At 52.1% G+C, this 23,159-nt stretch carries 22 protein-coding genes; 12 read left to right on the top strand and 10 right to left on the bottom strand.

Annotated features, from left to right (window positions below):
* Nucleotides 1-151 precede the first annotated feature (151 nt).
* Nucleotides 152-763, bottom strand: coding sequence for a LysE family translocator (locus tag INT19_RS17635; RefSeq protein ID WP_193061687.1), 612 nt, complete (start codon nt 761-763; stop codon nt 152-154).
* A gap of 142 nt (nt 764-905) precedes the next feature.
* Here INT19_RS17635 and INT19_RS17630 point away from each other — a divergent pair, with 142 nt between their 5' ends.
* Nucleotides 906-1,385, top strand: a complete 480-nt coding sequence (locus INT19_RS17630) for an Lrp/AsnC family transcriptional regulator (protein WP_193061686.1) — start codon at nt 906-908, stop codon at nt 1,383-1,385.
* Nucleotides 1,386-1,387: 2 nt separating this feature from the next.
* Here INT19_RS17630 and INT19_RS17625 read toward each other — a convergent pair whose 3' ends face one another.
* Both INT19_RS17625 and INT19_RS17620 read right to left on the bottom strand, forming a co-directional pair.
* Nucleotides 1,388-1,987 carry a YqaA family protein gene (locus tag INT19_RS17625; protein ID WP_193061685.1) on the bottom strand — a complete coding sequence of 200 codons (600 nt, stop codon included), beginning with the start codon at nt 1,985-1,987 and terminating at the stop codon, nt 1,388-1,390.
* 10 nt (nt 1,988-1,997) lie between these two features.
* Nucleotides 1,998-2,159: a DUF1206 domain-containing protein gene (locus INT19_RS17620; protein WP_319022204.1), complete on the bottom strand. Its 162-nt coding sequence runs from the start codon at nt 2,157-2,159 to the stop codon at nt 1,998-2,000.
* A 178-nt stretch (nt 2,160-2,337) separates the two neighbouring features.
* On the opposite strand from INT19_RS17620, the gene INT19_RS17615 reads away from it, so the two are divergent.
* Entirely contained in the window at nt 2,338-3,252 is a 915-nt protein-coding gene (locus INT19_RS17615) for an AraC family ligand binding domain-containing protein (RefSeq protein ID WP_226924712.1), read from the top strand.
* Here the strand turns inward: INT19_RS17615 and INT19_RS17610 are convergent.
* Entirely contained in the window at nt 3,217-3,810 is a 594-nt protein-coding gene (locus tag INT19_RS17610) for a LysE family translocator (RefSeq protein ID WP_193061683.1), read from the bottom strand. The two genes, INT19_RS17615 and INT19_RS17610, sit on opposite strands and share 36 nt — an antisense overlap.
* A gap of 182 nt (nt 3,811-3,992) precedes the next feature.
* Here INT19_RS17610 and INT19_RS17605 point away from each other — a divergent pair, with 182 nt between their 5' ends.
* Nucleotides 3,993-4,853: a bifunctional transcriptional activator/DNA repair enzyme AdaA gene (locus tag INT19_RS17605; protein WP_193061682.1), complete on the top strand. Its 861-nt coding sequence runs from the start codon at nt 3,993-3,995 to the stop codon at nt 4,851-4,853.
* Nucleotides 4,854-4,861: 8 nt separating this feature from the next.
* Here INT19_RS17605 and INT19_RS17600 read toward each other — a convergent pair whose 3' ends face one another.
* Nucleotides 4,862-5,782 carry a glutaminase gene (locus tag INT19_RS17600; RefSeq protein WP_193061681.1) on the bottom strand — a complete coding sequence of 307 codons (921 nt, stop codon included), beginning with the start codon at nt 5,780-5,782 and terminating at the stop codon, nt 4,862-4,864.
* Nucleotides 5,783-5,959: 177 nt separating this feature from the next.
* On the opposite strand from INT19_RS17600, the gene INT19_RS17595 reads away from it, so the two are divergent.
* On the top strand, nt 5,960-7,423 hold the full coding sequence (locus INT19_RS17595) for a cobyric acid synthase (protein ID WP_193061680.1): 1,464 nt from the start codon (nt 5,960-5,962) through the stop codon (nt 7,421-7,423).
* On the opposite strand, the gene INT19_RS17590 is transcribed toward INT19_RS17595, so the two are convergent.
* Nucleotides 7,416-8,321, bottom strand: coding sequence for a LysR family transcriptional regulator (locus tag INT19_RS17590; RefSeq protein ID WP_193061679.1), 906 nt, complete (start codon nt 8,319-8,321; stop codon nt 7,416-7,418). The two genes, INT19_RS17595 and INT19_RS17590, sit on opposite strands and share 8 nt — an antisense overlap.
* A gap of 148 nt (nt 8,322-8,469) precedes the next feature.
* On the opposite strand from INT19_RS17590, the gene INT19_RS17585 reads away from it, so the two are divergent.
* From INT19_RS17585 to INT19_RS17575, 3 genes are all read left to right on the top strand, one after another.
* Nucleotides 8,470-9,594: a 4-oxalomesaconate tautomerase gene (locus INT19_RS17585; RefSeq protein ID WP_193061678.1), complete on the top strand. Its 1,125-nt coding sequence runs from the start codon at nt 8,470-8,472 to the stop codon at nt 9,592-9,594.
* Nucleotides 9,595-9,646: 52 nt separating this feature from the next.
* Nucleotides 9,647-10,780, top strand: coding sequence for a tripartite tricarboxylate transporter substrate-binding protein (locus tag INT19_RS17580; RefSeq protein ID WP_193061677.1), 1,134 nt, complete (start codon nt 9,647-9,649; stop codon nt 10,778-10,780).
* Between the two features lie 81 nt (nt 10,781-10,861).
* The gene (locus INT19_RS17575) at nt 10,862-12,805 is read left to right on the top strand and encodes a tripartite tricarboxylate transporter permease (protein ID WP_193061676.1); all 1,944 of its coding nucleotides are present in this window, start codon (nt 10,862-10,864) and stop codon (nt 12,803-12,805) included.
* A 66-nt stretch (nt 12,806-12,871) separates the two neighbouring features.
* On the opposite strand, the gene INT19_RS17570 is transcribed toward INT19_RS17575, so the two are convergent.
* On the bottom strand, nt 12,872-13,261 hold the full coding sequence (locus INT19_RS17570; RefSeq protein WP_193061675.1) for a RidA family protein: 390 nt from the start codon (nt 13,259-13,261) through the stop codon (nt 12,872-12,874).
* Between the two features lie 170 nt (nt 13,262-13,431).
* Here INT19_RS17570 and INT19_RS17565 point away from each other — a divergent pair, with 170 nt between their 5' ends.
* Nucleotides 13,432-13,992 carry a hypothetical protein gene (locus INT19_RS17565; protein WP_193061674.1) on the top strand — a complete coding sequence of 187 codons (561 nt, stop codon included), beginning with the start codon at nt 13,432-13,434 and terminating at the stop codon, nt 13,990-13,992.
* Nucleotides 13,993-14,109: 117 nt separating this feature from the next.
* Complete coding sequence (locus INT19_RS17560; protein ID WP_193061673.1) at nt 14,110-14,640, top strand: cytochrome b; 531 nt, start codon at nt 14,110-14,112, stop codon at nt 14,638-14,640.
* Between the two features lie 112 nt (nt 14,641-14,752).
* On the opposite strand, the gene INT19_RS17555 is transcribed toward INT19_RS17560, so the two are convergent.
* The 3 genes from INT19_RS17555 to INT19_RS17545 form a co-directional block, all read right to left on the bottom strand.
* Nucleotides 14,753-15,931 carry a vWA domain-containing protein gene (locus INT19_RS17555; RefSeq protein ID WP_009723564.1) on the bottom strand — a complete coding sequence of 393 codons (1,179 nt, stop codon included), beginning with the start codon at nt 15,929-15,931 and terminating at the stop codon, nt 14,753-14,755.
* 3 nt (nt 15,932-15,934) lie between these two features.
* Nucleotides 15,935-16,789 carry an AAA family ATPase gene (locus tag INT19_RS17550; protein ID WP_009723563.1) on the bottom strand — a complete coding sequence of 285 codons (855 nt, stop codon included), beginning with the start codon at nt 16,787-16,789 and terminating at the stop codon, nt 15,935-15,937.
* 104 nt (nt 16,790-16,893) lie between these two features.
* Nucleotides 16,894-18,879 carry a sigma-54-dependent Fis family transcriptional regulator gene (locus INT19_RS17545; protein ID WP_193061672.1) on the bottom strand — a complete coding sequence of 662 codons (1,986 nt, stop codon included), beginning with the start codon at nt 18,877-18,879 and terminating at the stop codon, nt 16,894-16,896.
* A 293-nt stretch (nt 18,880-19,172) separates the two neighbouring features.
* On the opposite strand from INT19_RS17545, the gene INT19_RS17540 reads away from it, so the two are divergent.
* The 3 genes from INT19_RS17540 to INT19_RS17530 all read left to right on the top strand — a co-directional run bounded on the left by INT19_RS17540 (nt 19,173) and on the right by INT19_RS17530 (nt 22,780).
* Complete coding sequence (locus tag INT19_RS17540; RefSeq protein WP_193061671.1) at nt 19,173-20,987, top strand: NAD(P)/FAD-dependent oxidoreductase; 1,815 nt, start codon at nt 19,173-19,175, stop codon at nt 20,985-20,987.
* 15 nt (nt 20,988-21,002) lie between these two features.
* The gene (locus INT19_RS17535; protein ID WP_319022203.1) at nt 21,003-22,067 is read left to right on the top strand and encodes a 2,3-butanediol dehydrogenase; all 1,065 of its coding nucleotides are present in this window, start codon (nt 21,003-21,005) and stop codon (nt 22,065-22,067) included.
* A gap of 239 nt (nt 22,068-22,306) precedes the next feature.
* A complete protein-coding gene (locus tag INT19_RS17530) occupies nt 22,307-22,780 on the top strand; it encodes a GAF domain-containing protein (protein WP_226924711.1) in 474 nt (157 codons plus the stop codon).
* Nucleotides 22,781-23,159 lie beyond the last annotated feature (379 nt).

Raw genomic sequence — 23,159 nt, 5'->3', positions numbered from 1 at the left:
GGTCAAGGTGGATTCCCGATAACCCCACTCGGGAATGACGGTGCGGTGAGTCGGGAGTGACGTGCGATGCTCGCTGTGTTATGCGGGGATAGTGCTAGTCAGCCTTAACTGACTGGCATTACAGCCTAGGCAGGCTTTTTGCTGCTTAAATTTAAGAGGCTAACTTCAGGGCAAAGCCAATAATTAGCGTTCCAAATACCCAACGTTGTAGTGTTTGCCTTGTTTGATGACTTTTAAACCAGCGTTGCATCCGCGCTCCCAAGCAGGCATATAGCGCATCGTAGAGAAGCCCGACGCCCACTAGCACAGCCCCCAATAGCGTAAACTGGAGCGCAACGTCACCCTGTTGGGTGTGGACGAACTGGGGTAATAACACCGAACAAAACAGCAGCGATTTTGGGTTCAGCAGGTTCGTTAACAGACCCCGTCTCCAGGCTAAGTAATAGCTACCGGTGAGCGATGCTTGCGGCTGGTTAGTATCAGTGCTCCGTTTGCTACGAATCAGCTGTAAGCCCACCCAAATCAAGTAGGCCGCACCGAGATAACGAACAGCATCAAAAAGCCACGGAGCGGCGACAAATAGGGCGGCCAAGCCCAAACCGGCTAACGCCACATGCAGTCCTCGGGCGATGGCTAACCCTAGCGCGGTGGCTAGCCCATGCCCGCGGCCTAGCGTACTACTGGTATGCAGTACCAATAGCATATCCGGGCCCGGAATCAGGTAAACAATGGCTAATGCGCTAATAAAAAGACCGATTTCCATCACCGCTCCCTCAAGATTTCACCTAGTGGCTTGATAAAGGGCATGGTACCGTTAAATTGGTGAGTGATTTCTTGCCATTTACGCTCATTTAGTATTGGTTATTGATATTTTGTGCCAATTAAGAGTAAGGAAATGCTTGTTTATGCCAAATGATCAATTAGATGCTACCGACCGACGCATTCTTGCGTTGCTACAGGGGGATGCTCGTTTAACCAATGTGGAACTCGCAGAGAAAGTAAACTTGTCGCCGTCTCCCTGTTTACGCCGAGTGCGACGCTTGGAAGCAAGCGGCATTATTCGTGGCTACCACGCAGAGCTTAATCGTCGAAGTGTCGGGCTGGAGCTAACGGTGTTTGTGGGCATTAAGGTAGAACGACATCATGAAGAGCAAGCCAATGCTTTCCGAGAAGCCGTGGTTAAACTGCCGGAAGTAGTCACTGCGCATTTGGTGTCTGGTGAATCAGATTTTCTGCTACAGGTGGTAGTGCCTAGCTTGGCAGCTTACGAGGCGTTTTTAACGGGAACGTTGCTGCGCTTACCAGGAGTGAGCGATATTCGCAGCAATTTTGCTATTCAGCCAGTAAAAGAGTATGGCACATTGCCATTGGATAATAGCGATTAACGCTACATTACTAACCCCGCCAGTGACTGTAATCCGACGACCACCGCCAGAACCACAATGCCTAACGCTAGGCTGGTTTTAAGCGCGTGACGTTTCCACATAAGTTCTACGCGGTTGCCAAAGCGGTGTACCAGCCAAGCAAGGCCGAAATAGCGAAGCCCACGGGCTAGCAGTGCGGCCAGCACAAATAGCAAAATTGGATAGCCGGAAAGCCCGGCGGTAATCATTGCCACCTGAAAAGGGATCGGCAGTATGCCAATGGCTAAAATTGCGGCAAAACCGTACTGGTCAAAGAAGGTTTGGAAAGATTGATAGCTTTGTTCAATACCCATAAATTCGATAAACCACGTACCTACGGATTGATAAAGCACCATGCCGACGGTGTAGCCCACAATAGACGCGATCAGGCAGCCGAGAGTTGTCGCGGTGGCAATTGCCCAAATGCGCTGCTTGTTAATCGCCATGAGCGGGATTAACACCAGCTCTATGGGAATTGGCAAAATAATGGTTTCTAAAAAAGATAGCGTGCCGAGTAGCCGCAGCATGTTTTTCGAGCCATTAATACGCTCGAACCACTGCTTAGTCCGTGTTGTTGAAAGCATTTTATGGTCTCTACATTTTGTTATTAATACGCCAACAGATGGCGGCTAAAGGGCTGTAGAGACCAAACGCGAAGAGCCACCGTGCGATCAAGGCAAGCAACCACTGGCCAAAGGGCTGGCTGCGCAGCGTACTGAATACTTCCCACATACCACCTGCTTGATTAGGGTTAATTTGTCAGACCGCGATGATAAAAAAGCTTTCGCAGCGTAGCCCATGCAGGAGAGAAAAGTAATAGCATTGGGCTGATTAGTGCTTTCCCAGCGGGCCATACTGTGTGTGCGCTGTGCTATTGTCTAACGTAGGCCAAGTTATCGGGCTATTCGCTATTTTTTGATGATGCGAGCAGAAGATGAGTTATAAGTCTCCAAGTGCTGAGTCTTTACATGCTAAGTCTCTTCAGGCTGGGTCTCCACTTGCTGGGTCGCCGCCTGTTTTTTGGCGCGACTCACGGCTGCCTTATGTCGAACTGCGTAAAATCAGTGATGCGAGGCAAGTGTGCTATGCCCCTCATAGCCATGTTCACTGGTCGGTAGGGGCTATTACGTCAGGCAGCAGTACGTTTTTCTATAGGGAATCGACTTACCCGATTAGCGCCGGTGACTTGGTTATGATGAATCCCGACTGGGTGCATGCCTGCAACCCCATTGAGAACGAACCCTGGGCATATTTGATGCTCTATGTGGATGCACAATGGCTAGCGGATTTACGCTATCAAATAGGCACGCTTAGTTCCCCGACCTGGAGTGATATTGATACGGCGGTGGTCTCACAGCCAGCGCTGTATACTCATTATTGTGAAATGGCGGCTTGTTTATTGGATAAGCAATGCGCTCTCGCTACCAAGCACGCGTCGGTTACCGGGTTTCTTACCGCATTGATGCTGGCATTAGCGCACGAGACAACCGTCTCTAGGCCACAGCCGCCGGAGGGTTTGCAGGCTGCGGCTGCCTATTGTGACGTGAATGCGGCTTTTGATGTGTCATTGGAAACGCTATGTCAGTTAACCGGCTATAGCGCTGGCCATCTTATCCGTGCGTTTAAGCAGCACTATGGGCTTACCCCCCATGCTTATCTGATTAATCGCCGTGTTCAGCTTGGCCAGCGGGCGCTTAGGCAGGGGGAGTCGATCGTTAATGCGGCTTTATTAGCCGGTTTTAACGACCAACCCCACTTCCAGAGAACATTTAAGCGGTTAGTGGCGGCAACACCCAATCAGTATCGCTATCCGCTACTCAAACAGCAGGAAAATAGCGCTGGCAGCTAGGCCAGCAGCCAGCGTGCGGTTAATGGTAAGCAGAACGAACGGACGGTGAATATAGCGTCTAAGAAAAGCACCTGCATAAACCCAGCTGGCCAATGACAACCAACAAATGGGTAGGTAGAGAGCAGCGAACAGCCATAGCTGGTAGGGGTCATTACTGCTGGTGTAAGCCCCAATGCCAGCGGCAGACGCCAGCCACGCCTTTGGGTTTAACCACTGCATCAGCGCGCCGGTCATAAAGCCCGGTGGCTTATCTGTACTCTGGCCGCGAACAGCGCCATCATGTTGGCAAAGCTGATAGCTTAAGTAAAGTAAGAAAAGTAGCCCCGCCCAGCGTAATATTTCCTCCAGTAGTGGCACTACGTTTAGCAGTGAGTAGAGCCCCGCGCCAATCGCCAGGAAAAGCACTAGAAACCCCAGGGTCGCCCCCGTGACAAAAATAAGCCCTTTGGCAATAGGGTAGTGGGTGCCGCTACTCAGGCAAACAAGGTTGACGGGACCTGGTGAAATAGACGCGGCAAGGGCAAATGCTGACATCGGTAACAGTAGTGAAACGCTCATGGTTGTCCTCCTAAACAGAATCAAGAGCTTGCAAGAGCGCGAGAAAAGAGTATTGAACAAAATTGAGATGCCACGACATTGCGCAAGATTCGGGTAGGCCGGATGACACGGTCTGGTTAAGCTTGTTCTATGTTCAGAGAGCCCTGTGCTTTTCCTCGTTTAGCTCCGGTGAGAACGTCTTTATGAATGACTATGCCCGTATCGAAAAAGCGATGTCCTACATGGTGGCCAATGCCGCTAGCCAGCCAAGTTTGGAAACGGTGGCGGCTCAGGTGCATTTGAGTGCTTACCATTTCCAGCGGCTGTTTTGTCGTTATGCGGGTATCAGCCCTAAGCGTTTTTTACAGGCGTTGACCTTGGAGCGGGGCAAACAACTGATCGCATCGTCAGAAAGTCTTACCAACACCGTGCATGCGCTAGGACTAAGCGGTGGCTCGCGGCTTTATGATCACTTTGTGCAGCTAGAAGCGGTCACGCCGGGTGAGTTTAAGCGCCAAGGGGAGGGGGTTGAGATTGCCTATGGCGTGCACCCTACACCTTTTGGCGAAATATTGGTGGCGATGACGCCGAGAGGAATTTGCCGGATGGCCTTTGTGGCGTCTACCAGCCAGGAAGCGTTGCTGGCAGAACTCGTAAAACAGTGGCCACGCAGTACGCTATGCCATCGCCCTGATGCCACCCGTTATGCGGTAGAAGCACTGTTTACAACATCTGCAGAAACGACCACAAAAGCGACATCTGCCACGCTATCGCTCCACGTGAGCGGCACTAATTTCCAGATTGCTGTATGGCGCGCGCTGCTCACTATTCCTGAAGGGCAGTTGGCGAGCTACTCGCAAATTGCCCAGGCACTTGGCATGCCGAAATCATCTCGAGCCGTCGGAAATGCGGTGGGTGCTAACCCTATTGCACTGTTGATTCCTTGCCATCGAGTGATTCAGCAAAGTGGTGCGCTAGGCGGCTATCGCTGGGGGATTGAAACCAAACAACAGGTCCAGGCCTGGGAAGCGGCGCAGCATTCTCCTCAGCTTGAGCCGCATTAGCGCTGACTTTAGTGTCCAAATACCGACCAGCCGGTTTCTTGGGCAAACATTTCCAGGGCACGAGTGCCCAGTAGGCTATTGCCGTATTTATTCAACCCCGGTGACCATACGGCAAGCGAACCACGCCCAGGTGCAATAGCCAAAATTCCACCGCCAACGCCACTTTTGCCGGGCAGACCAACGCGGAAAGCAAACTCCCCCGACGCATCGTAGTGGCCGCACATCATCATCAATGAATTAATCCGTCGCGCTCGTTGGGGCGATACCACGCGTAAATCACTTGGCCGGTTGACACCGTCCGATGCCAAAAACAGTCCTGCGTGAGCAAGCTGTTCGCAGCTCATGGCAATTGCGCACTGGTGAAAGTAGGTGCCGAGAACTTTATCGACATCATGGCGCAGGCGGCCAAAGGCTTTCATAAAGTGCGCCAGAGAAGCATTGCGGTCTTTGTGCTGCATTTCCGAAGCCGCTACCTGATGGTCAAAACAGATACTGTTATCGTCGGCGATATAGCGCACAAAGCTAAGAATTTCCGCCAGTGTCTCTTTAGGCTCGTGACCCATCATGATGGCATCAACAATCGCAATCGCCCCAGCATTAATAAACGGATTGCGCGGTTTACCGCTTTCATGCTCAAGCTGCACGATAGAGTTGAACGGGTCGCCAGAAGGCTCACGCCCGACCCGTGACCACAATCCATCCCCCCATTTGCCCAACGCAATGGTTAGCGTAAAAACTTTGGAAATGCTCTGGATTGAGAACGGTGTAGTGGCGCAGCCCGCAGAAAAGCGTTGGCCGTCTACCGTAGCTAAGCTGATAGCGAATTGGCTGGGGTCCACATGGGCAAGCTGGGGAATATAGTCAGCGACATTTCCGCGCTCGGTTTCAAGGGCAAGCTCGGCGGCAATCTTATTGAGTAACTCTTGCATGTAATACGAATTCGTTTGGCAGCGTGAGGCGCTACCCTAGCGGAAATTAGCAGGCTTGTCTGCTGGCGGTTGATACCGAAATGCCATGGCTTATGCACGTTGTTGAGAGGTCTTGTCCGTTGCTAACTAGCTGTTCGGCGGCTACAGTTCGGCTACTTTCAGCAAGGGCCGACGGGCATGACCACATTAATGATTCAGGGAACTACCTCGGATGCGGGCAAAAGCACGGTGGTTGCTGGGCTTTGTCGCGTGTTAAAGCGCCGTGGTATTTCAGTCGCGCCATTTAAACCACAGAACATGGCACTGAATAGCGCCGTGACCAGTGATGGCGGTGAGATTGGCCGCTCCACTGCGTTACAGGCGCAGGCGGCGGGTGTGGTTCCCCATAGTGATATGAATCCGGTGCTATTAAAGCCGGAGACGGATCGCGGAGCCCAAGTGATTTTACGCGGTAAAGTTCATGGCCATATGGATGCACTGGATTACCACGCGTTTAAGCGCACGGCGAAAGAGAGCGTCATGGCGGCATGGCAGGCCTTGGAAAGCCGCTTTGATGTGATCATTGCCGAAGGCGCGGGCAGTCCGGCGGAAATCAATCTGCGTAAAGGCGATATCGCTAATATGGGCTTTGCCGAAGCTGCCAACTGCCCGGTTTTGTTAGTAGGCGATATTGACCGCGGCGGTGTGTTTGCCCAGCTAGTAGGAACGCTGGCGCTATTAAGCGACAGCGAGCAGGCTCGCACGAAAGGATTTATTATTAACCGTTTCCGGGGCGATATTGCCCTTTTAGAACCGGGGCTTGAGTGGTTAGAAGCGCGTACTGGCAAGCCAGTTCTGGGCACCTTACCTTACTTGCAGGGCCTACTGCTGGATGCTGAAGATAGCATTGGTCGGGTTCACGCTGAGAAAGCCAATCACACCCTTAAGGTGATTGTTCCCGCGCTACCGCGTATCAGCAATCATACGGATTTTGATCCGCTGCGCTTACACCCCCAGGTATCGCTTACCTTTGTAGGGCCAGACCAACCGATTCCACCTGCTGATGTAATGATACTACCGGGGAGCAAAAGCACCGCCAGCGATTTAGCTTGGCTAACACGCCAGGGCTGGAGAGACGCGATTACTCGCCATTTGCGCTACGGTGGCAGGGTGTTGGGGATTTGTGGTGGTTTTCAAATGCTGGGTGAGTGGATAGATGACCCGGACGGCTTGGAAGGCGCTCCCGGGAAGGTAGCGGGCTTGGGGTTGTTGCAGGTATCCACGAGAATGGTCGCGGGCAAGCAGTTGCGCAATGTCAGCGGCGTTATGGTCGGGCAAGAAGCGGCTGTGACGGGCTACGAAATTCACAATGGTGTGAGCAACGGGGCTGCACTCAATCGGCCGCTGTTTGATCTAGGTAGCCACGTGGATGGCGCTATCAGTATCGATGGCCAAGTGATGGGCACTTACTTGCATGGATTGTTTGATCATCCTGAAGCCTGCAAAGCGTTGCTCACTACGTTAGGGCTAGCAAGTGCGGCACCCGTTGATTACCGTGCCCACCGCGAGCAAGCGCTAGAACGACTGGCTGATACGCTGGAAGCGCACTTGGATATTGATGCGGTGTTGGCATTATTAATGCCAGCAAGTAGCGCTAAATAGTCTCTTTCCCCCAGTGCTCTAGAAGAAGATCAATAAATAGCTGAGCGGTGCTGGATAGGCTATGCGAGTTGCTGCGTACCAAGCCAATAGAGCGCTGAATACGTGGTTCGGGCAGCTCCCGAGAGCAGAGCGTGTCGTGGTCTGGGCCGGGCATGGTCATGCGCGGCAAAATAGCCACGCCTAGCCCCGATTCGACCAGCCCTAATGATGTGGATAGATGTTGGACTTCGTAAAAGCTATTGAGGTGAATACCCTCTGCTGATAGGGCATTATCCAGTAGCGTGCGATTTCCACTATCTCGGCTCACCGTGATGAGTCGCACATCTTCAAGGTCGCTCCACTCAATTTTTTGTTTGCTGGCGAGCGGATGATCAGAACGTAACGCCAGTACAAAAGGATCTCGAAGCAGCGGTGTAAATCTCACCTCAGAGCTTTGCGCGCTGATCATGTTGATGCCGAAGTCAGCCTCGCCATTAATAACTTTTTCCAATCCCTCGTTAGCACTGACATCTAGAATCCTGATGCGTATGCCCGGCCACGCCTCGCTAAACACGCGAATGACACTAGGTAAAAAGTAGAATGCCGCGGTCGGCAAGCAGGCAATCGTCACAGTGCCTTTTTGGTGTGTGACTAACTCCCGAATCCCTAAAATAGAGGATTCATACTCCTCTAGCATGCGTCTGGCCCGGGGCAAAAAATCTGCCCCGATAGGCGTCAGTCGAGTACGCCTAGTCGTTCGCTCAAGTAGTTCAACTTCAAGGAGTTCTTCTAGTTTTTGGATGCGCCGAGTGAGGGCGGGTTGAGACAAATGCAGGCGCTGAGCTGCCTCATGAAAGGTGCCTAATTCAGCGACTAAAACGAACGCATGAAGGTCAAGAAATTCGAGTCTATGCAGCATAGTATTGTTGCGCAAAAGAAGTGGATTAATAACCAAAACACATTAATGCAAGAAATGGATTTATAGCAATCTATATTTGCATTTGAGACATTAAAGATTGGCTGACATTCTCCGTGCATACAGTCATCGCGAACTATGGCGGAACGATATGAACAGCATTCCTTGTGTCATTATGCGGGGCGGCACCTCTCGAGGCCCCTTTATTCGCATGAAAGACCTGCCCAATGACCAAGCCCAGCAGGCCGACATCCTACTTAGCTTGATGGGCTCTGGGCATGCGTTACAGATTGACGGTATTGGGGGCGGCGACCCGCTCACCAGTAAAGTGGCTATTGTAGAGCGCTCATCGCACCCTGACGCCGATGTTGACTATCTATTTGCTCAAGTGGATGTAGTGAACAAACGTGTCGACTTCAATCCTAACTGCGGCAACATGCTCTCTGCTGTAGGTCCGTATGCCATAGAGACGGGGCTGGTAGAACCGCAAGACGGTACTACCGTGGTGAAAGTGCATAACTTAAACACCCAGCGGCTGATTGAATGCCATGTCCCTACACCGGGGAAACAGGTGCAGTACGAAGGCAGTGTCACCATTAGCGGCGTTCCAGGCAGTGCTGCGGGCATTCAGCTCAGTTTTTTAGACATCATGGGAAGTAAAACAGGCCACCTGTTGCCCACCGGAAAAGCATGTGAAGAGATTGCGGGTGTTGAGGTGAGCTGTATCGATGCGGCTACCCCTATTATGCTACTGCGTGCCGAGTCGGTCGGGTTAACCGGCTATGAGTTACCTACCGAATTGGATGATAACGCGCCCTTGTTAGCACGTTTAGAAACCTTGCGTCGTGAAGCGGGGCTGCGGATGGGGTTGGGCGATGTTAGCCAAAGCGTTCTACCAAAGGTCGTGCTGATTTCAGCGGCTGAAGCGGCATCGCATACGCTTAATGTTCGCTATTTTGTGCCTCATCGCTGCCACAAAGCGATTGCCGTAACAGGGGCGATGGCCGTTGCGGCGGCGATTAATCTGCCTGGCTCAGTCGCCAATCATATGGCCATCGGTACTCAGAAGCTGTCTGCTGGGCAGCTTCTATCACAGATTGCCTTGGAACATCCTTCTGGCTCTATTGAACTGACGGCTGAATATCGTCAGCAGAACGCGTTTGATCTGGCGCGTGTATCGCTTATCCGAACGGCTCGCAAAATCATGAGTGGACAAATTTTTTATGCGACCCCTGCAAAGCCAGTGGGTAGTCGCGCCATCGAAGCTGTTAATTAAATCACCTCACGAATATAACCAACCGACAATAATGAATAACAGGAGTTTCGCCATGACGAGTCTGAAGAGAAAATCCCATAACGCTCATAAATTGCCTGCTTTACGTACTGTTTACCAAAAAGCATTACTTGTTGTTGCCTGTTCAGCCTTGGGTGCTCTCAGCGTTAATACCCAGGCTAACGATGTGGAGGTGCCCGATACCATTCACTGGACCATTCCTTTTGGTGTCGGCGGAGGAACTGATGTTTGGGCACGCTTCTTCACGACCTGGATGAGTGACCATATTCAAAGTAACCCCACACTGGTAATCGATAATGTGCCTGGCGGAGGCTCCATCAATGGCAGCAACTTGTTTGCCATGCGGGCTGCCTCGGATGGCAGTCAATGGATCGGTACCTCTGCTTCCACCCAGTACCCAGCCATGCTGCAAGATCGGCGTGTGCGCTATAGCTACGACGACTGGACACCTATTTTAGCAACCCCAACAGGAGGCGTGGTGTATGCCCAGCCTAACCTAGGTAATACCGCAGAGGAGGTACTAAGTGCAGTCACCGATCAACGCGTTAAATTTGCCGTACAAAGCCATACGGGGCTAGAACTGCCGGTATTGATTGCACTTGATTTGCTAGGGGTTGATGTGCAGGCCGTTTCGGGCATGCGTAGCCGTGGAGAGGGCAGGTTAGCTTTTGAACGTGGTGAGGCTGATATCGACTTCCAGACCACTTCTGCCTACTTCAGCAGCGTTGAGCCACTGGTTGAGAGCGGTCGAGCGGTTCCACTCTTTTCCCTAGGCGTGCTCAACGACAACGGTGAGATTGTCCGTGATCCTGCTTTCCCTGACGTGCCGACGTTCTACGAGGTGTACGAAACAGTTCATGGTGAACTACCTAGCGGTCCTGCAGCAGAGGCGTATCGTAAATTTTTTGCCTCAGGATTCACGCTTCAGAAATTGATCTTAGTGCCCAAAGATGCGCCAGACGCACTGATTCAGGAGTATCGCGCAGCGGCACGTCGTTTTGTTGATACGCAAGCGTTTCATGACGCTGCTATGGCACAACTTGGCCCTTACACGCCCGTTGTTGGTGAAGTGGTAGAGCAGCACCTTCATGATGCCATGTCACTAGATGATGCCACGCGGCAGTGGCTGGTCGAGTGGTTGCTAGAGCAGCACGGCGCTCGTATTTAGCACGCCAATTAACACTACAAAAGCTCTGTTGAAGCACTGCTTTTGGGCTCCCTTACACTAAACAACATAAGAGCCATCAAAATGTTAGATGTCTTATTCTCCAGTTTGGGGCAGTTGTTTACTGTTCCACATATGCTGTACATGGTTATCGGCGTCCTCATTGGGCTTATCGTAGGCATTATTCCTGGGCTTGGCGGCATTGCTGGTATGTCGCTATTGTTGCCATTCCTCTATGGCATGGAACCTACCGTGGCGCTGGGTATGCTGATGGGATTAGTGGCGGTAATACCTACAGGCGATACCTTTGCCTCCGTGTTACTTGGCATACCAGGCTCCAGCGCTTCTCAGGCAACCGTGGTGGATGGCTTTGCGTTGGCGAAGAAAGGGCAGGCTGCACGAGCGCTTTCCAGTGCGTTTCTTTCTTCCATGATTGGTGGGCTGATCGGTGCGCTTGTGCTCACCGCATTTATTCTAATAGCCCGACCTGTTGTGCTGTCATTCTCATCGTCTGAGCTGTTTATGTTAACGCTGCTGGGACTGTCCATGGTGGCGGTGCTTTCTGGCAAGGATGTTTTTAAAGGCGTTGCCGCTTGCGGCGTTGGGCTGCTGGTCGGCACCATTGGAATGGCTCCTGCCACCGGAGAGTTCAGGCTGCCCTTTGAAATTGACTATCTCTACGATGGTTTGCCGTTAGTGGTAGTCGGTTTAGGTATCTTTGCACTGCCTGAAATTATTGATTTATTGGTGAAGCGAGGCGCAATTGCCGAGCAACCTTGCCAATTAGGCAAAGGCTGGAAAGAGGGCGTAAAGGATGTCGCTCAGCGGCCGGGATTAGTGGCCCGCTGTGCGGGGATTGGTAGCCTAATGGGGACGATCCCAGGCTTAGCGGGCTCGGTGGTAGATTGGCTAACCTACGGCCACGCTGTGCAGAGCGCCAAGGATAAATCGCAGTTTGGCAAAGGCGATATTCGCGGCGTAATTGCACCAGAGTCTGCTAATAATGCGTGTGCCTGCGGGGCAATGGTACCCACGCTACTGTTTGGTATTCCCGGTTCCGGCACGGCGGCGGTCTTCTTAGGTGGCTTGCTACTACTTGGCCTTCAGCCCGGTGTCAGCATGTTAGAGACGAATCTTGATCTGACATACACTATTATTTGGTCATTAGCGCTCGCTAATATCTTAGGTGCTGCTCTCTGCCTAGGCTTAGCTAGGCCCGTGGCTAGCTTAACGCGGGTGCCGTTCGTGATTTTAGCGCCGCTGATTACCATCTTGATACTGTTCGCGGCCTATCAAGCGACGCGCTCGTTGGGGGATTTATTCGCCCTCGGTATTATTGGTGCTATCGGGGTACTGTTTAAGCAAGCAAACTGGTCTCGTCCCGCCTTTTTGATTGGCTTTGTGTTAGCTCCCGGTGCAGAAGCATACTTCTATCAAGCCGCACAGTTTCAGGGGGCGGAAGCCTTTATGCGGCCTGGAGTACTGATCATTGGTGCACTGATTGCGGCATCACTGATTGTCCCTCCTTTACGTAGCTACCTGCAAAAGCGCCGTCAAATCGAGCAGCCCACTCCACATGCACTTCAGGACGAGGTGGCTCCGCTGTCGCTGGGTGTGATCGATGTGGTATTGCTGGGCAGCTTATTGGTAGGAGCTGGGTATATGTGGTTGGCCTTTGCTGACCTTTCCCTACTAGGTGGCATGATGCCGAGGCTTGCGATGGCTATTATCGTGGCAGCGTGCCTGCTTGAAATTATCAGAACGGCCATCAAACCGTTGCAATGGCAAACCCAGGCGTTACGTCAGCAGTTCTTGTGGGTGGCTGGTTTCTTCGCCTTAATTGGCAGCGTAATGATATTCGGCTTCCTGTTTACTGCAGCGGTATTTTGTCTCGGTTTCTTGCTCATGGTGGCGCGCATTAAGCCTGTTGTTGCAGTGGGGGTAGCGGCAGGGGTGACTCTTTTCTTAATTGGCATGGCGAACTTGCTTACCCTTACATACCCCTCTGGCATGTTGGCCGGGTTATAAAACTGATTTACGTTAGGTATGTCAGCACAAAAAGCCATTAAGTTGGCTTTTTGTGCTTAATAGCAATTAGAGGTCGGGACGCTTTGCCATCAAAGTAATCTCGACGGTGCTGCCCCCGCAAATATTTGGTGACTCGGTGCAGGTGCGTGCTGGGTAGCGGCCCGGTTCAAAAAACTCTGCGTAGATACTGTCTAATGCATTGATCTGCCCTAAGTCTGCGAGATGAATGTCGACTCTAACAATATCCGCCAGGCTGCCTCCCTCTTGTTTTAACATGCGTTCAAGTTCGCGCATGACGAGGCGAGTTTCTTCTTTGACATCTCCACGAGTGGCTTGGCCGTTAGAAAGATCCGTAACCGTTAGCCCTGAAATAAACACATAATGGTCATCGATAACCATGTGGCTACCAGGAAAACTCGGTTTGGGTAACGTGGGATCGTCGATATACTGTGGCATTGGCTCTCCTTAGCGACAAATATGCGAGTCGCGATGGGTGCGACTCTGCTACTAGAGTGTAGTTCCTTTGGGCGCAGAGGGTGGTGCTATCGAAAGCTTTGCTCTAGGCTGGCCAACTTTTAAGGGTTCCCCGTTGTTGATGTGATTTTAAATTCTCATGAGAGAGCGTAATGAAGGTAGTTCATATTAGTCAGAGCGCCCCGCGTAATGCGTGTTTGGCAACCTTGTGTGCCAAGGTATACGGCCAGCAAGCTGGGTTAACGCCGCTGGTAGTTTTTACCGGCACGAAAAACGTGTTGTTTGACCAAGAGGCAGCCCGTCTGTTGGCGGGTGTCGATGGCGATGGTAAACCCCTGGCGCTAGCATTGCTGGTGTTGGATGAGGCTGGCGAGGGGATGACGGTAACTCACGCTTGCGAGTTTGTTGATGGTGCTAAAGCGCGTCTAATCAGCGAGTTAAGCCTCAAGGCCCCGCTGCGCGTTGAGGTAAGTGATGCCACCCAAGAAGCGTTCTATCAGCAGTGCGGGTTTAAGCGCTGGTTTGATGGTGCTCAGGGGCAACGCATTGGTCTAGGCGCTCGCCACCCTGCTAAGCAGAGTAGTGACCTGACAGCGACCTTGAGCCTTGATGAAGCGCTAATACTGCGTCGATTTAAGCATGACCCCGCTGCATTTACTGAGGCCAAAGAGGCTTTTTTGTCAGGTTTAAACAACTTTCCGGCCACGCTATAGGCTAAAAAACAGGCCGTTCTAATTTATGCAACGAACTTGCATGCTGATGTCATGATGTTGTCTGTTTTCCTGGGTAAAATAGCGGCAAGTTTTATCTTTAATTAAAGGGAAAAGCGTATGGCGCTAGCAATGATGGATACTAATAAACGCTATGGGATAGTCAGTCGTCTGCTCCACTGGGGGATGGCAATTTTATTTGTATGGCAATTCAGCAGTGCTGCAGCACGGGTGTTTTTCGAAGACACTCCGTTCGAATCTTTTTTATGGGGTACTCACAGCCAAGTGGGCGTTGTGCTCTTGACGCTTGTGGTCGTGCGAGCGGCCTGGGCGTTAATCAACGCTCCGCGTCGGCCGTCGTCAGTTAGTGTGATGGCAAAGCTAGGCCATCTGGCGCTCTACGGCTTGATGATTGCGGTGCCTACGATTGCACTGATTCGCCAGTACGGTTCAGGCCGTGCGCTGGATGTGTTGGGGATTAACTTAATGTCGGGCTTTGACGGTGAAAAAATTGCCTGGATGACCGAGCTTGGCGGTTTGCTGCATGGCGAACTTGGTTGGACACTGCTGGCGCTGATTGTAGGCCATGTGGTGATGGCAATTTTGCACCGTAAATTGACCAACCATGATGTGCTATCGCGCATGACTTAGTGGGAAGCGTTAGTCGATTAGGTTTGCAAAAACAGCGCGTTCTATCGAACGCGCTGTTTTTTTTGATTAAAATTTCAGATGAGATAGTAATACTGTCCTTTTCGACGAATTGCTACTTAGCTAACTCGCGCATCGCTGTTTCCAGTCCTTCCATGGTCATGGGATACATGCGGTCATCGATAACGTCACGAATTAACTGGGTCGAGTAGGTGTACTCCCAGGCACGGGGTGGCATGGGGTTTAACCACGCCAAGCGTGGAAACGTGTCAGCCAAGCGTTTTAGCCACACGCCGCCAGGTTCATCATTGAAGTGTTCCACGCTGCCACCTGAGTGAGTGACTTCGTAAGGCGACATGGCGGCATCACCGACAATCACCACCTGATAGTCCGCCCCGTAAGTGTGCAATACATCCATGGTCGGAATGCGTTCGTTACGGCGCCGCATGTTATTGCGCCAAACTCCTTCGTAGAGGCAGTTGTGGAAGTAATAATGTTCCAGATGCTTGAATTCGGAACGTGCCGCTGAGAATAACTCTTCGCAGACGCGAATATGATCATCCATCGACCCACCGACGTCTAAAAACAGCAGCACTTTAACCGCATTATGACGTTCGGGGCGCATTTGAATGTTGAGTAACCCCGCATCCCGCGCGGTTTCGCGGATAGTGCTGTCCACATCAAACTCGTCCAGCGCTCCTTGGCGGGCAAACTTGCGCAGCCGCCGTAAGGCCATTTTGATATTGCGGGTGCCCAGTTCAAGCGAGTCATCGTAATCGCGAAAACGCCGCTCGTCCCAAACTTTGGTAGCGCGACGGTGGCGCGAACCATCTTGGCCAATGCGAATGCCTTCGGGGTTGTAACCATACGCTCCAAAAGGGCTGGTGCCACCCGTGCCAATCCACTTGTTGCCGCCCGCATGGCGCTCTTTTTGCTCTTCCAGGCGCTTTTTAAAGGTCTCAATCAGCTCTTCAAGACCACCTAGCGACTCAATTTTGGCTTTCTCTTCGTCGCTGAGCTGCTTTTCAAATTCGCGTCGCAGCCACTCATCGGGAATGAGCGCCTCGATTGCCGAATCCATATCTTCAAGGCCTTTAAACCAGGCGGCAAAGGCGCGATCAAAGCGGTCAAAGTAGCGCTCATCTTTGACCATGACAGTACGCGCCACTTGATAAAACGCTTCCATGTCGGCAAACACGACGCCACGTTCGACCACCGCGTGCAGGTCGAGCAATTCGCGCAGAGAAACGGGCACACCGGCACGTTTGAGGGCATCAAACAGACCAATAAACATGGCTTAGCGCCCCGTACTCTTTTGGCGACGCATCATAAACGCCAGGCGCTCTAGCAGGTGAGTATCCTGCTCGTTTTTAACCAGTGCGCCCGCCATCGGCGGTAGGGCTTTGGCCGGGTCGCGGTTATAGAGCGCTTCCTGGGCCAGTTCGTCGGCCATTAGTAGCTTGAGCCAATCCACCAGCTCTGAGGTAGAGGGCTTCTTCTTGAGCCCTGGGGCGTTGCGCAGATCGAAAAATACTTCCAAGGCTTCGCCGACCAGCCTGGGGGCGATATCCGGAAAGTGAACATCCACAATCGCCTGCATGGTTTCGCGGTCGGGGAATTCGATGTAATGGAAAAAGCAGCGACGTAGGAATGCGTCGGGCAGCTCTTTTTCGTTATTTGAGGTGATCACGATAATCGGGCGCTGCTCGGCGCGAATGGTTTCACCGGTTTCATAAACATGAAACTCCATACGATCCAGCTCTTGCAGCAGGTCGTTGGGAAACTCGATATCCGCTTTGTCGATTTCATCAATCAGTAGCACCACGCGCTCGCCCGCGGTGAAAGCTTCCCACAGCTTGCCGGGCTTGATGTAGTTACCGACATTTTCCACCCCTTCAACGCCCAACTGGGAATCGCGTAGGCGGCTGACTGCATCGTACTCATAAAGCCCCTGGGCGGCTTTGGTGCTGGACTTGATATGCCAAGTAATCAGCTTAGTGCCCAGGGATTCAGCGAGTTCCTCGGCCAGCAGTGTTTTACCGGTACCGGGTTCACCTTTGATGAGTAGTGGACGCTGTAGCACAACCGCGGCATTGACTGCCTGTTTGAGTGCATCAGTTGCAATGTAAGAAGAGGTTGAATCAAACGCCATGGGGAGTGCCTCGGCTTGTCGAAACGAGTTGTTTAAAAATAGATTCAAACAAGTGTACGTGAGGGTAAACCCCAAGGCCAACTAGTCGATAGCGCGATTGGCTTTCAGCCCTGCCAGTTGGGGGGCACTATTCCCTGGCGCTGCATTTGCCGATATACCGTGGGACGCGAAACGCCTAGCTCACGGGCAACCGCGCTGATATTCCAGTGATGTTGCTTGAGTAGGTGGATAAGCGAACCTGAAAGGGTTTCATTGGCGTTCGTTTCAAGTTGGGCCGACGCGTTGCGGGTAATTCGATGGCTAAGGCACTGCTCTGGCAGATCGTGAACGGTGATTTCGTCACTTTCTGAGGTGGCTAGGGCAAAGGCGAGGGCATTTTTGAGCTGACGAATATTGCCGGGCCATGAATACGCGAGCAGCGCACTGATGGCATCTGCGCGTAGACGCGGCGCTATTTGCGTGGCACGTTCGGCGGCGACATCTTCAAACACGCGGCGAATAACAAACAGTTTATCGGCGCGTTCGCGTAGCGCGGGTAGTCGCAGCTGAGCACCGTTGAGCCGGTAATAGAGGTCTTCGCGGAATTCCCCTTGCTGGATCATTTCTTCGATATGGCGATGGGTGGCCGTAATAACGCGAATATCGATTTTAACTGGCGTGTTAGCCCCCAGCGGCATCACTTCCCGTTCGGCCAGCACGCGCAACAGTCGGGTTTGTAGCGCTAACGGCATATCACCGATTTCGTCTAAAAACAGCGTGCCTCCATGAGCCTGTGGAATAAGCCCGCGCATCCCTTTTGAGCGGCCGCCGGTAAAGGCGCCAGGTTCGTAGCCAAACAGTTCGCTTTCAATCAGTGACTCGGGAATGGCCGCACAGTTGACGGCAATAAACGGTTGTTTGGCGCGGTTGCCGCTTTCGTGCAGCGCCCGTGCAACCACCTCTTTACCGGTGCCGGTTTCGCCGCTAATCAGCACGTTCACGTTAGTTTCATTACGCAAGCGGTCGGCCAGTTTTTGTACTTTGCGCATCGCAGGGTCGTCGGCACCCAGCCGAGCTAAGGGTTCCGGCAGTTCAGAAGAAAGCGGTGTTGCCCGTTGCGCCATGCGGGGGCGGCGGGGTTCTAGCAGACTTATAAAGTGGATGGTGTTGCTGGCGCGAGCGCGGAAGGCACGCAATTGATCATCAGTACCGCTATTAATACTGAGTATATCGGCGATCTCACACTCGAATAGCTCACCTAGCATAGGAGTGTGATTTGCCGACCAAGGGGGCCAGCGGTGCTGGTGTTCGGCGATTAGCTCGCGGCCTACGGCGTTGGCAGCGATGACCTGTCCATTCTCTTCAATGGCGATTAAACCACGTCCGTTGACGTGGACAAATTCCCGCGATGTATCTAGACGCACCATCAGGCAATCGCGGTAGCGCTGCAGAAAATAGGCATCCTCAATCATGCGCGCATAAAGCGTTACCAGCGATAGACTGAAATTCTGGCTTTCGTGTTGCGTAGGCGATTGCAGCGCGGAGATATCTAACACGGCCATCACATTACCCTGAGGGTCAGCAATAGGAGCAGCGGTGCAGGTCAGCGAGATATGGGATGCATCGAAGTGTTCTTGGCGGTGGCAGATAATGGCCTGGCGATCATGCAAGCAGGTACCGACAGCGCAGGTGCCTGCAAAGCGTTCATCCCAGTCAGCCCCCAGGTAGAGGCCTGCTTTGCGTAATTGCTGATCCTGGTTGGGGTCGCCGCGAAACTCAACGGTAATGCCACGGTGGTCGGTGACGAGTAGTACGTAGCCAAGCTGCGCTATTTGCCCATAAAGCTGGTCGACCCCGGCGCGGGCGACATGCAGTAATTCATCAACAGACTCGCGGTGCTCAATCAATGTTTGCTGCGGCACCACTCGCGCTGGGCGTGGATGAGTGGGGTCTAGCTGATACTCGTTCAGGCAGCGCAGCCAGGAGCGACGAATGGGGGCCTGCGCAGGCAAGCTGGGGGTATCGAGTCCTTCACCGAGCTGAAAAATATGCTCGATATGTCGACGTTGTTCAGATTGAAGCCGTGTAGGTGCAAGCGTGGAATGCAGCATGGCGTTACTCGTTGGGCGCTGTCGTTATTGTTCTTTCAGCCTATGCGCTTTACCCCCAGAGTCAACGTGGTCTGCTTACGCCGTTAGTCGTGCGTTACACCTGTAACGTTTTGCTGTAAACAGCGTGACAGGTGTACGGCACTATCGCTGTCTTATTTGTTTGTCTGTATGTGGATAAATTGTATATTTTTCAGTTGTTTATTTTTTATATGATTGGTTTGGCACGGCGGCTGCTATGTATTGGGTGCATCACAGTTAACTCAACAATAACAAATGCACATGGAGTACCCGCTATGTCAAAGATAACGGCACAAGTTCAGCAATCCCCCACGGATACTGTTCAAGCGTGGCTGCAGGATTTCGATACTGCCCTTCAAACCCAGGATATTGAGCGAGTGCTGTCGCTGTTTGGAGACGAGTGCTACTGGCGTGACTTTCTTACGTTTACCTGGAATTTAAAAACCTGCGAAGGCAAAGATGAAATTCAGGCCATGCTCAATGCCACGCTCAATAACGCACAGCCTACGGACTGGCAGTTAGACGGCGAAGCCACTGAAAACGGCGGCATCTACGATGCGTGGTTTACTTTCAATACCGCGGTTGCCCGTGGTAAAGGCTATTTGCGCCTAAAAGAAGGCAAATGCTGGACGTTGTTAACCACCATGCAAGCACTGAACGACTACCCCGAGCAGTGCAATCACCATCGTCCCAAAGGGGCTGAGCACGGTGCCAATAAGCAGCGTGAAACGTGGCTGGAATCGCGAGAACGTGAAGAAGCGGAGCTGGGCTACACCCGGCAGCCTTACTGCGTGATTATTGGCGGTGGCCAGGGCGGTATTGGTTTAGGCGCACGGTTAAGGCAACTGGGTGTGCCAACGATCATCATTGAGCGCAACGAGCGCGCGGGAGACTCCTGGCGTAAGCGCTATAAGTCGCTCTGCTTGCACGATCCAGTGTGGTACGACCACCTTCCCTATATCCCTTTCCCAGATAACTGGCCGGTATTTGCCCCGAAAGACAAAGTGGGCGATTGGCTGGAAATGTACACAAAAGTGATGGAGCTCAATTATTGGAGTTCCACCGAGTGTCAGAATGCTAGCTATGACGAAGCCGCAGGCGAGTGGGTGGTTAAGGTTAAGCGCAACGGCGAAGAGATCACGCTACGGCCCAAGCAACTGGTAATGGCTACCGGTATGTCTGGGATGCCGAATGTGCCTAAATTCCCAGGGGCAGAAAACTTTGCAGGCGAGCAGCAGCACTCTAGCCAGCACCCGGGGCCGGATGCCTATAAAGGTAAGAAGTGCGTCATCGTGGGCTCTAATAACTCGGCTCATGACATTGCCGCCGCACTATGGGAGCACGATGCTGATGTCACCATGCTGCAGCGCTCATCTACCCATATTGTTAAGTCAGACTCACTGATGGAAGAGGTGTTAGGGCCGCTTTATTCGGAAGAGGCTGTGGCTAATGGATTAACCCATGAAAAAGCCGATCTAGTGTTTGCCTCGATTCCGTACAAAGTATTACCGGATTTTCAGCGCCCCGCCTTTGAAGCGATTAAAAAGCGTGACGCCGAGTTTTACCAAAAGCTTGAGAGCGCAGGCTTTATGCTCGATTTCGGTGACGATGAATCAGGGCTGTTTTTGAAGTATTTACGTCGCGGTTCGGGCTATTACATCGATGTGGGAGCCTGTGATTTGGTGGCTAGTGGCGACATCAAGCTACGCAGTGGTGTGGGCATTGAGCGTATTAACTCACACTCCATCACGCTTACCGATGGCAGCGAGCTTGATGCTGATTTGATCGTTTATGCCACCGGCTATGGCTCGATGAATGGCTGGGCGGCACGGCTTATTTCTCAAGAAGTGGCCGATAAAGTCGGCAAGTGCTGGGGGCTAGGTTCCGACACCACCAAAGACCCGGGTCCATGGGAAGGAGAGCTGCGCAATATGTGGAAGCCCACTCAGCAAGAGGCACTGTGGTTCCATGGCGGCAACCTACACCAGTCGCGGCACTACTCACGTTATTTAGCGCTGCAGTTAAAAGCACGTATGGAAGGGCTAGATACCCCTGTCTATGGCCTGCAGCCAGTTCATCACAGAGCATAAGAGAAGGGGTAGCTAATGAGCCAGTCAACAATGCAGGCAGCGGTTTGGTATGCAGCGAAAGACCTTCGTGTTGAGCAAATGCCAATACCGACGATTAACGACCCTCATGAGGTAAAAGTTAAGGTGGCGGCGTGTGGTATTTGTGGTAGCGATTTGCACGAATACGCCGCTGGGCCGATTTTTATTCCGGTCGATAAGCCGCACCCCATTAGCGGTGAGCAAGCACCGATTATCATGGGGCACGAATTCGCTGGTGAAGTGGTGGAGGTAGGCGACAAAGTAACCCGGGTGAAAGTGGGGGATCACGTCGCCATAGAACCGATTCTTTCACCTAACCAGAACGGTGCTTATCAGATGGAGCGCTACAACCTTACGCCACTATTGGGTTTCCATGGCCTTTCTGGCGGCGGCGGTGGCTTCTCGGAATTCACCGTGATGGGGGAGCACATGGTGCATAAGCTGCCGGATGACCTCAGCTTCGAGCAAGGGGCACTGGTAGAGCCAGCGGCGGTTGCTTTGCATGCCGTTCGTCAAAGTAGTTTGAAGGCAGGTGATAGCGCAGCAGTATTTGGCGCGGGCCCGATTGGCTTAATGACCATCGAGGCACTAAAAGCAGCAGGCGCCGCGCAAATTTACGCCGTCGAGGTAGCTCCTTCACGTAAAGCGAAGGCCGAAGCGCTTGGCGCTATTGTGGTCGATCCGCAGCAAGAAGATGCAGTGGCTAAGCTACAAATGTTGAGCAACGGTGGTGTTGACGTGGCGTTCGAAGTGACTGGGATTCCCGCCGTATTGAATCAGTCTGTGCACAGTACTCACGAAGGCGGAGAAGTGATCGTGGTCAGTATTTGGGAAGGGGAGGCCAGCTTCCATCCCAACGATCTGGTCATTAAAGAGCGTACCATGAAAGGCATTATTGCCTATCGTCATGTTTATCCGGCGGTGATGGCACTCATGCAGCGAGGCTACTTCCGCGCTGAAGATATGGTAACCCAACGCATCCCGCTAGCAGATATTGTTGAAGAGGGATTCGAGGCGCTGTTGAGTGATAAGGCGCAGGTGAAAATAATCGTCACGCCCTAGCGCCGTTGCGGGCAACGACCAAAGGCCATCCTATGATGGCCTTTTTTGATTTAATAATAAGGTGTTCTTAACCAATTGATAAAAAACAGATAATTTTTATAATTCATGGAACGTAAATGTAAAAATAGTGTAACCGGCGACAAAAGCTGTATTAATGCATACATTTTACTAATCAAAACGATTTAAGCAGCATTGCTGCATGAATGACGCTATCCATTACCTAAGAAGAGGGTGTCGCCATGGTAAAGGGTGAGCAAGCAAGGCTACAGGCACTGCGCCAACTAGCGCTTTTGGATACCCCGCCAGAAGAGCGTTTCGATAGAATTGTTCGGCTGGCAATTCAGTTTTTTGGTGTAGAGGCTGCGCTGGTAACGTTAGTCGACGAAGATCGCCAATGGTTTAAATCCCGACAAGGGATCGCGCTTACCCAAACATGCCGCACAGAGTCGCTTTGTGCCCATACCATTCAGGGAGAAGGAATTCTTGAGATTGAAGATGCCAGTCAAGACAACCGTTTTAAGAACTATGTGCTGGTAAGGGCGCATAAAGGCATACGCTTCTACGCGGGCATGCCGATGACAACGACGGATGGTTTCAGGGTGGGTACGCTTTGTCTCATTGACTCAGCGCCACGTCGTTTAAATGAGCAGCAGCGGCAGGTATTAAAAGATTTAGCAGCATGCGCTGAAGACGAGATCAATCGATCACGCTAGAAGCACTTCTCTGCTCAACGTTAAACGGAATTTCCAGTAGGGCGATTCGTTATGAGGCAAAACCAGCCTGTCATGCGCATAGATGGTGCGCTTTGGCATTGGTAACAACACCGTTCGATAAATATTCAGTTTTAATTTTTAATAAAATATTGTTTTTAATCATTAAAACTTAAATTGGCACGCAGTTCGCTATGTATTTAGGTAAGAAGCAAATGAACAGAGTTACCGGCGTTAAATTGGTGTCTCTTCCTTCTTTGCTACATCGCCCCGACAGAGATTGGTAAGCGATACACTGAGTGAGCTGGCGTGCTCCACCTGGGTCCCCTTCGGGGGACTTTTTTTATGGTGCGCCAGGCATGGCGCGCAGCGCCTTAACAGG

Origin of the sequence: Halomonas sp. 3A7M (assembly GCF_014897875.1) — a bacterium.
Taxonomy (GTDB): Bacteria; Pseudomonadota; Gammaproteobacteria; order Pseudomonadales; family Halomonadaceae; genus Vreelandella.
The sequence above is the reverse complement of the archived record's forward strand: the minus strand, read 5'-3'. Positions and strand labels throughout refer to the sequence as shown.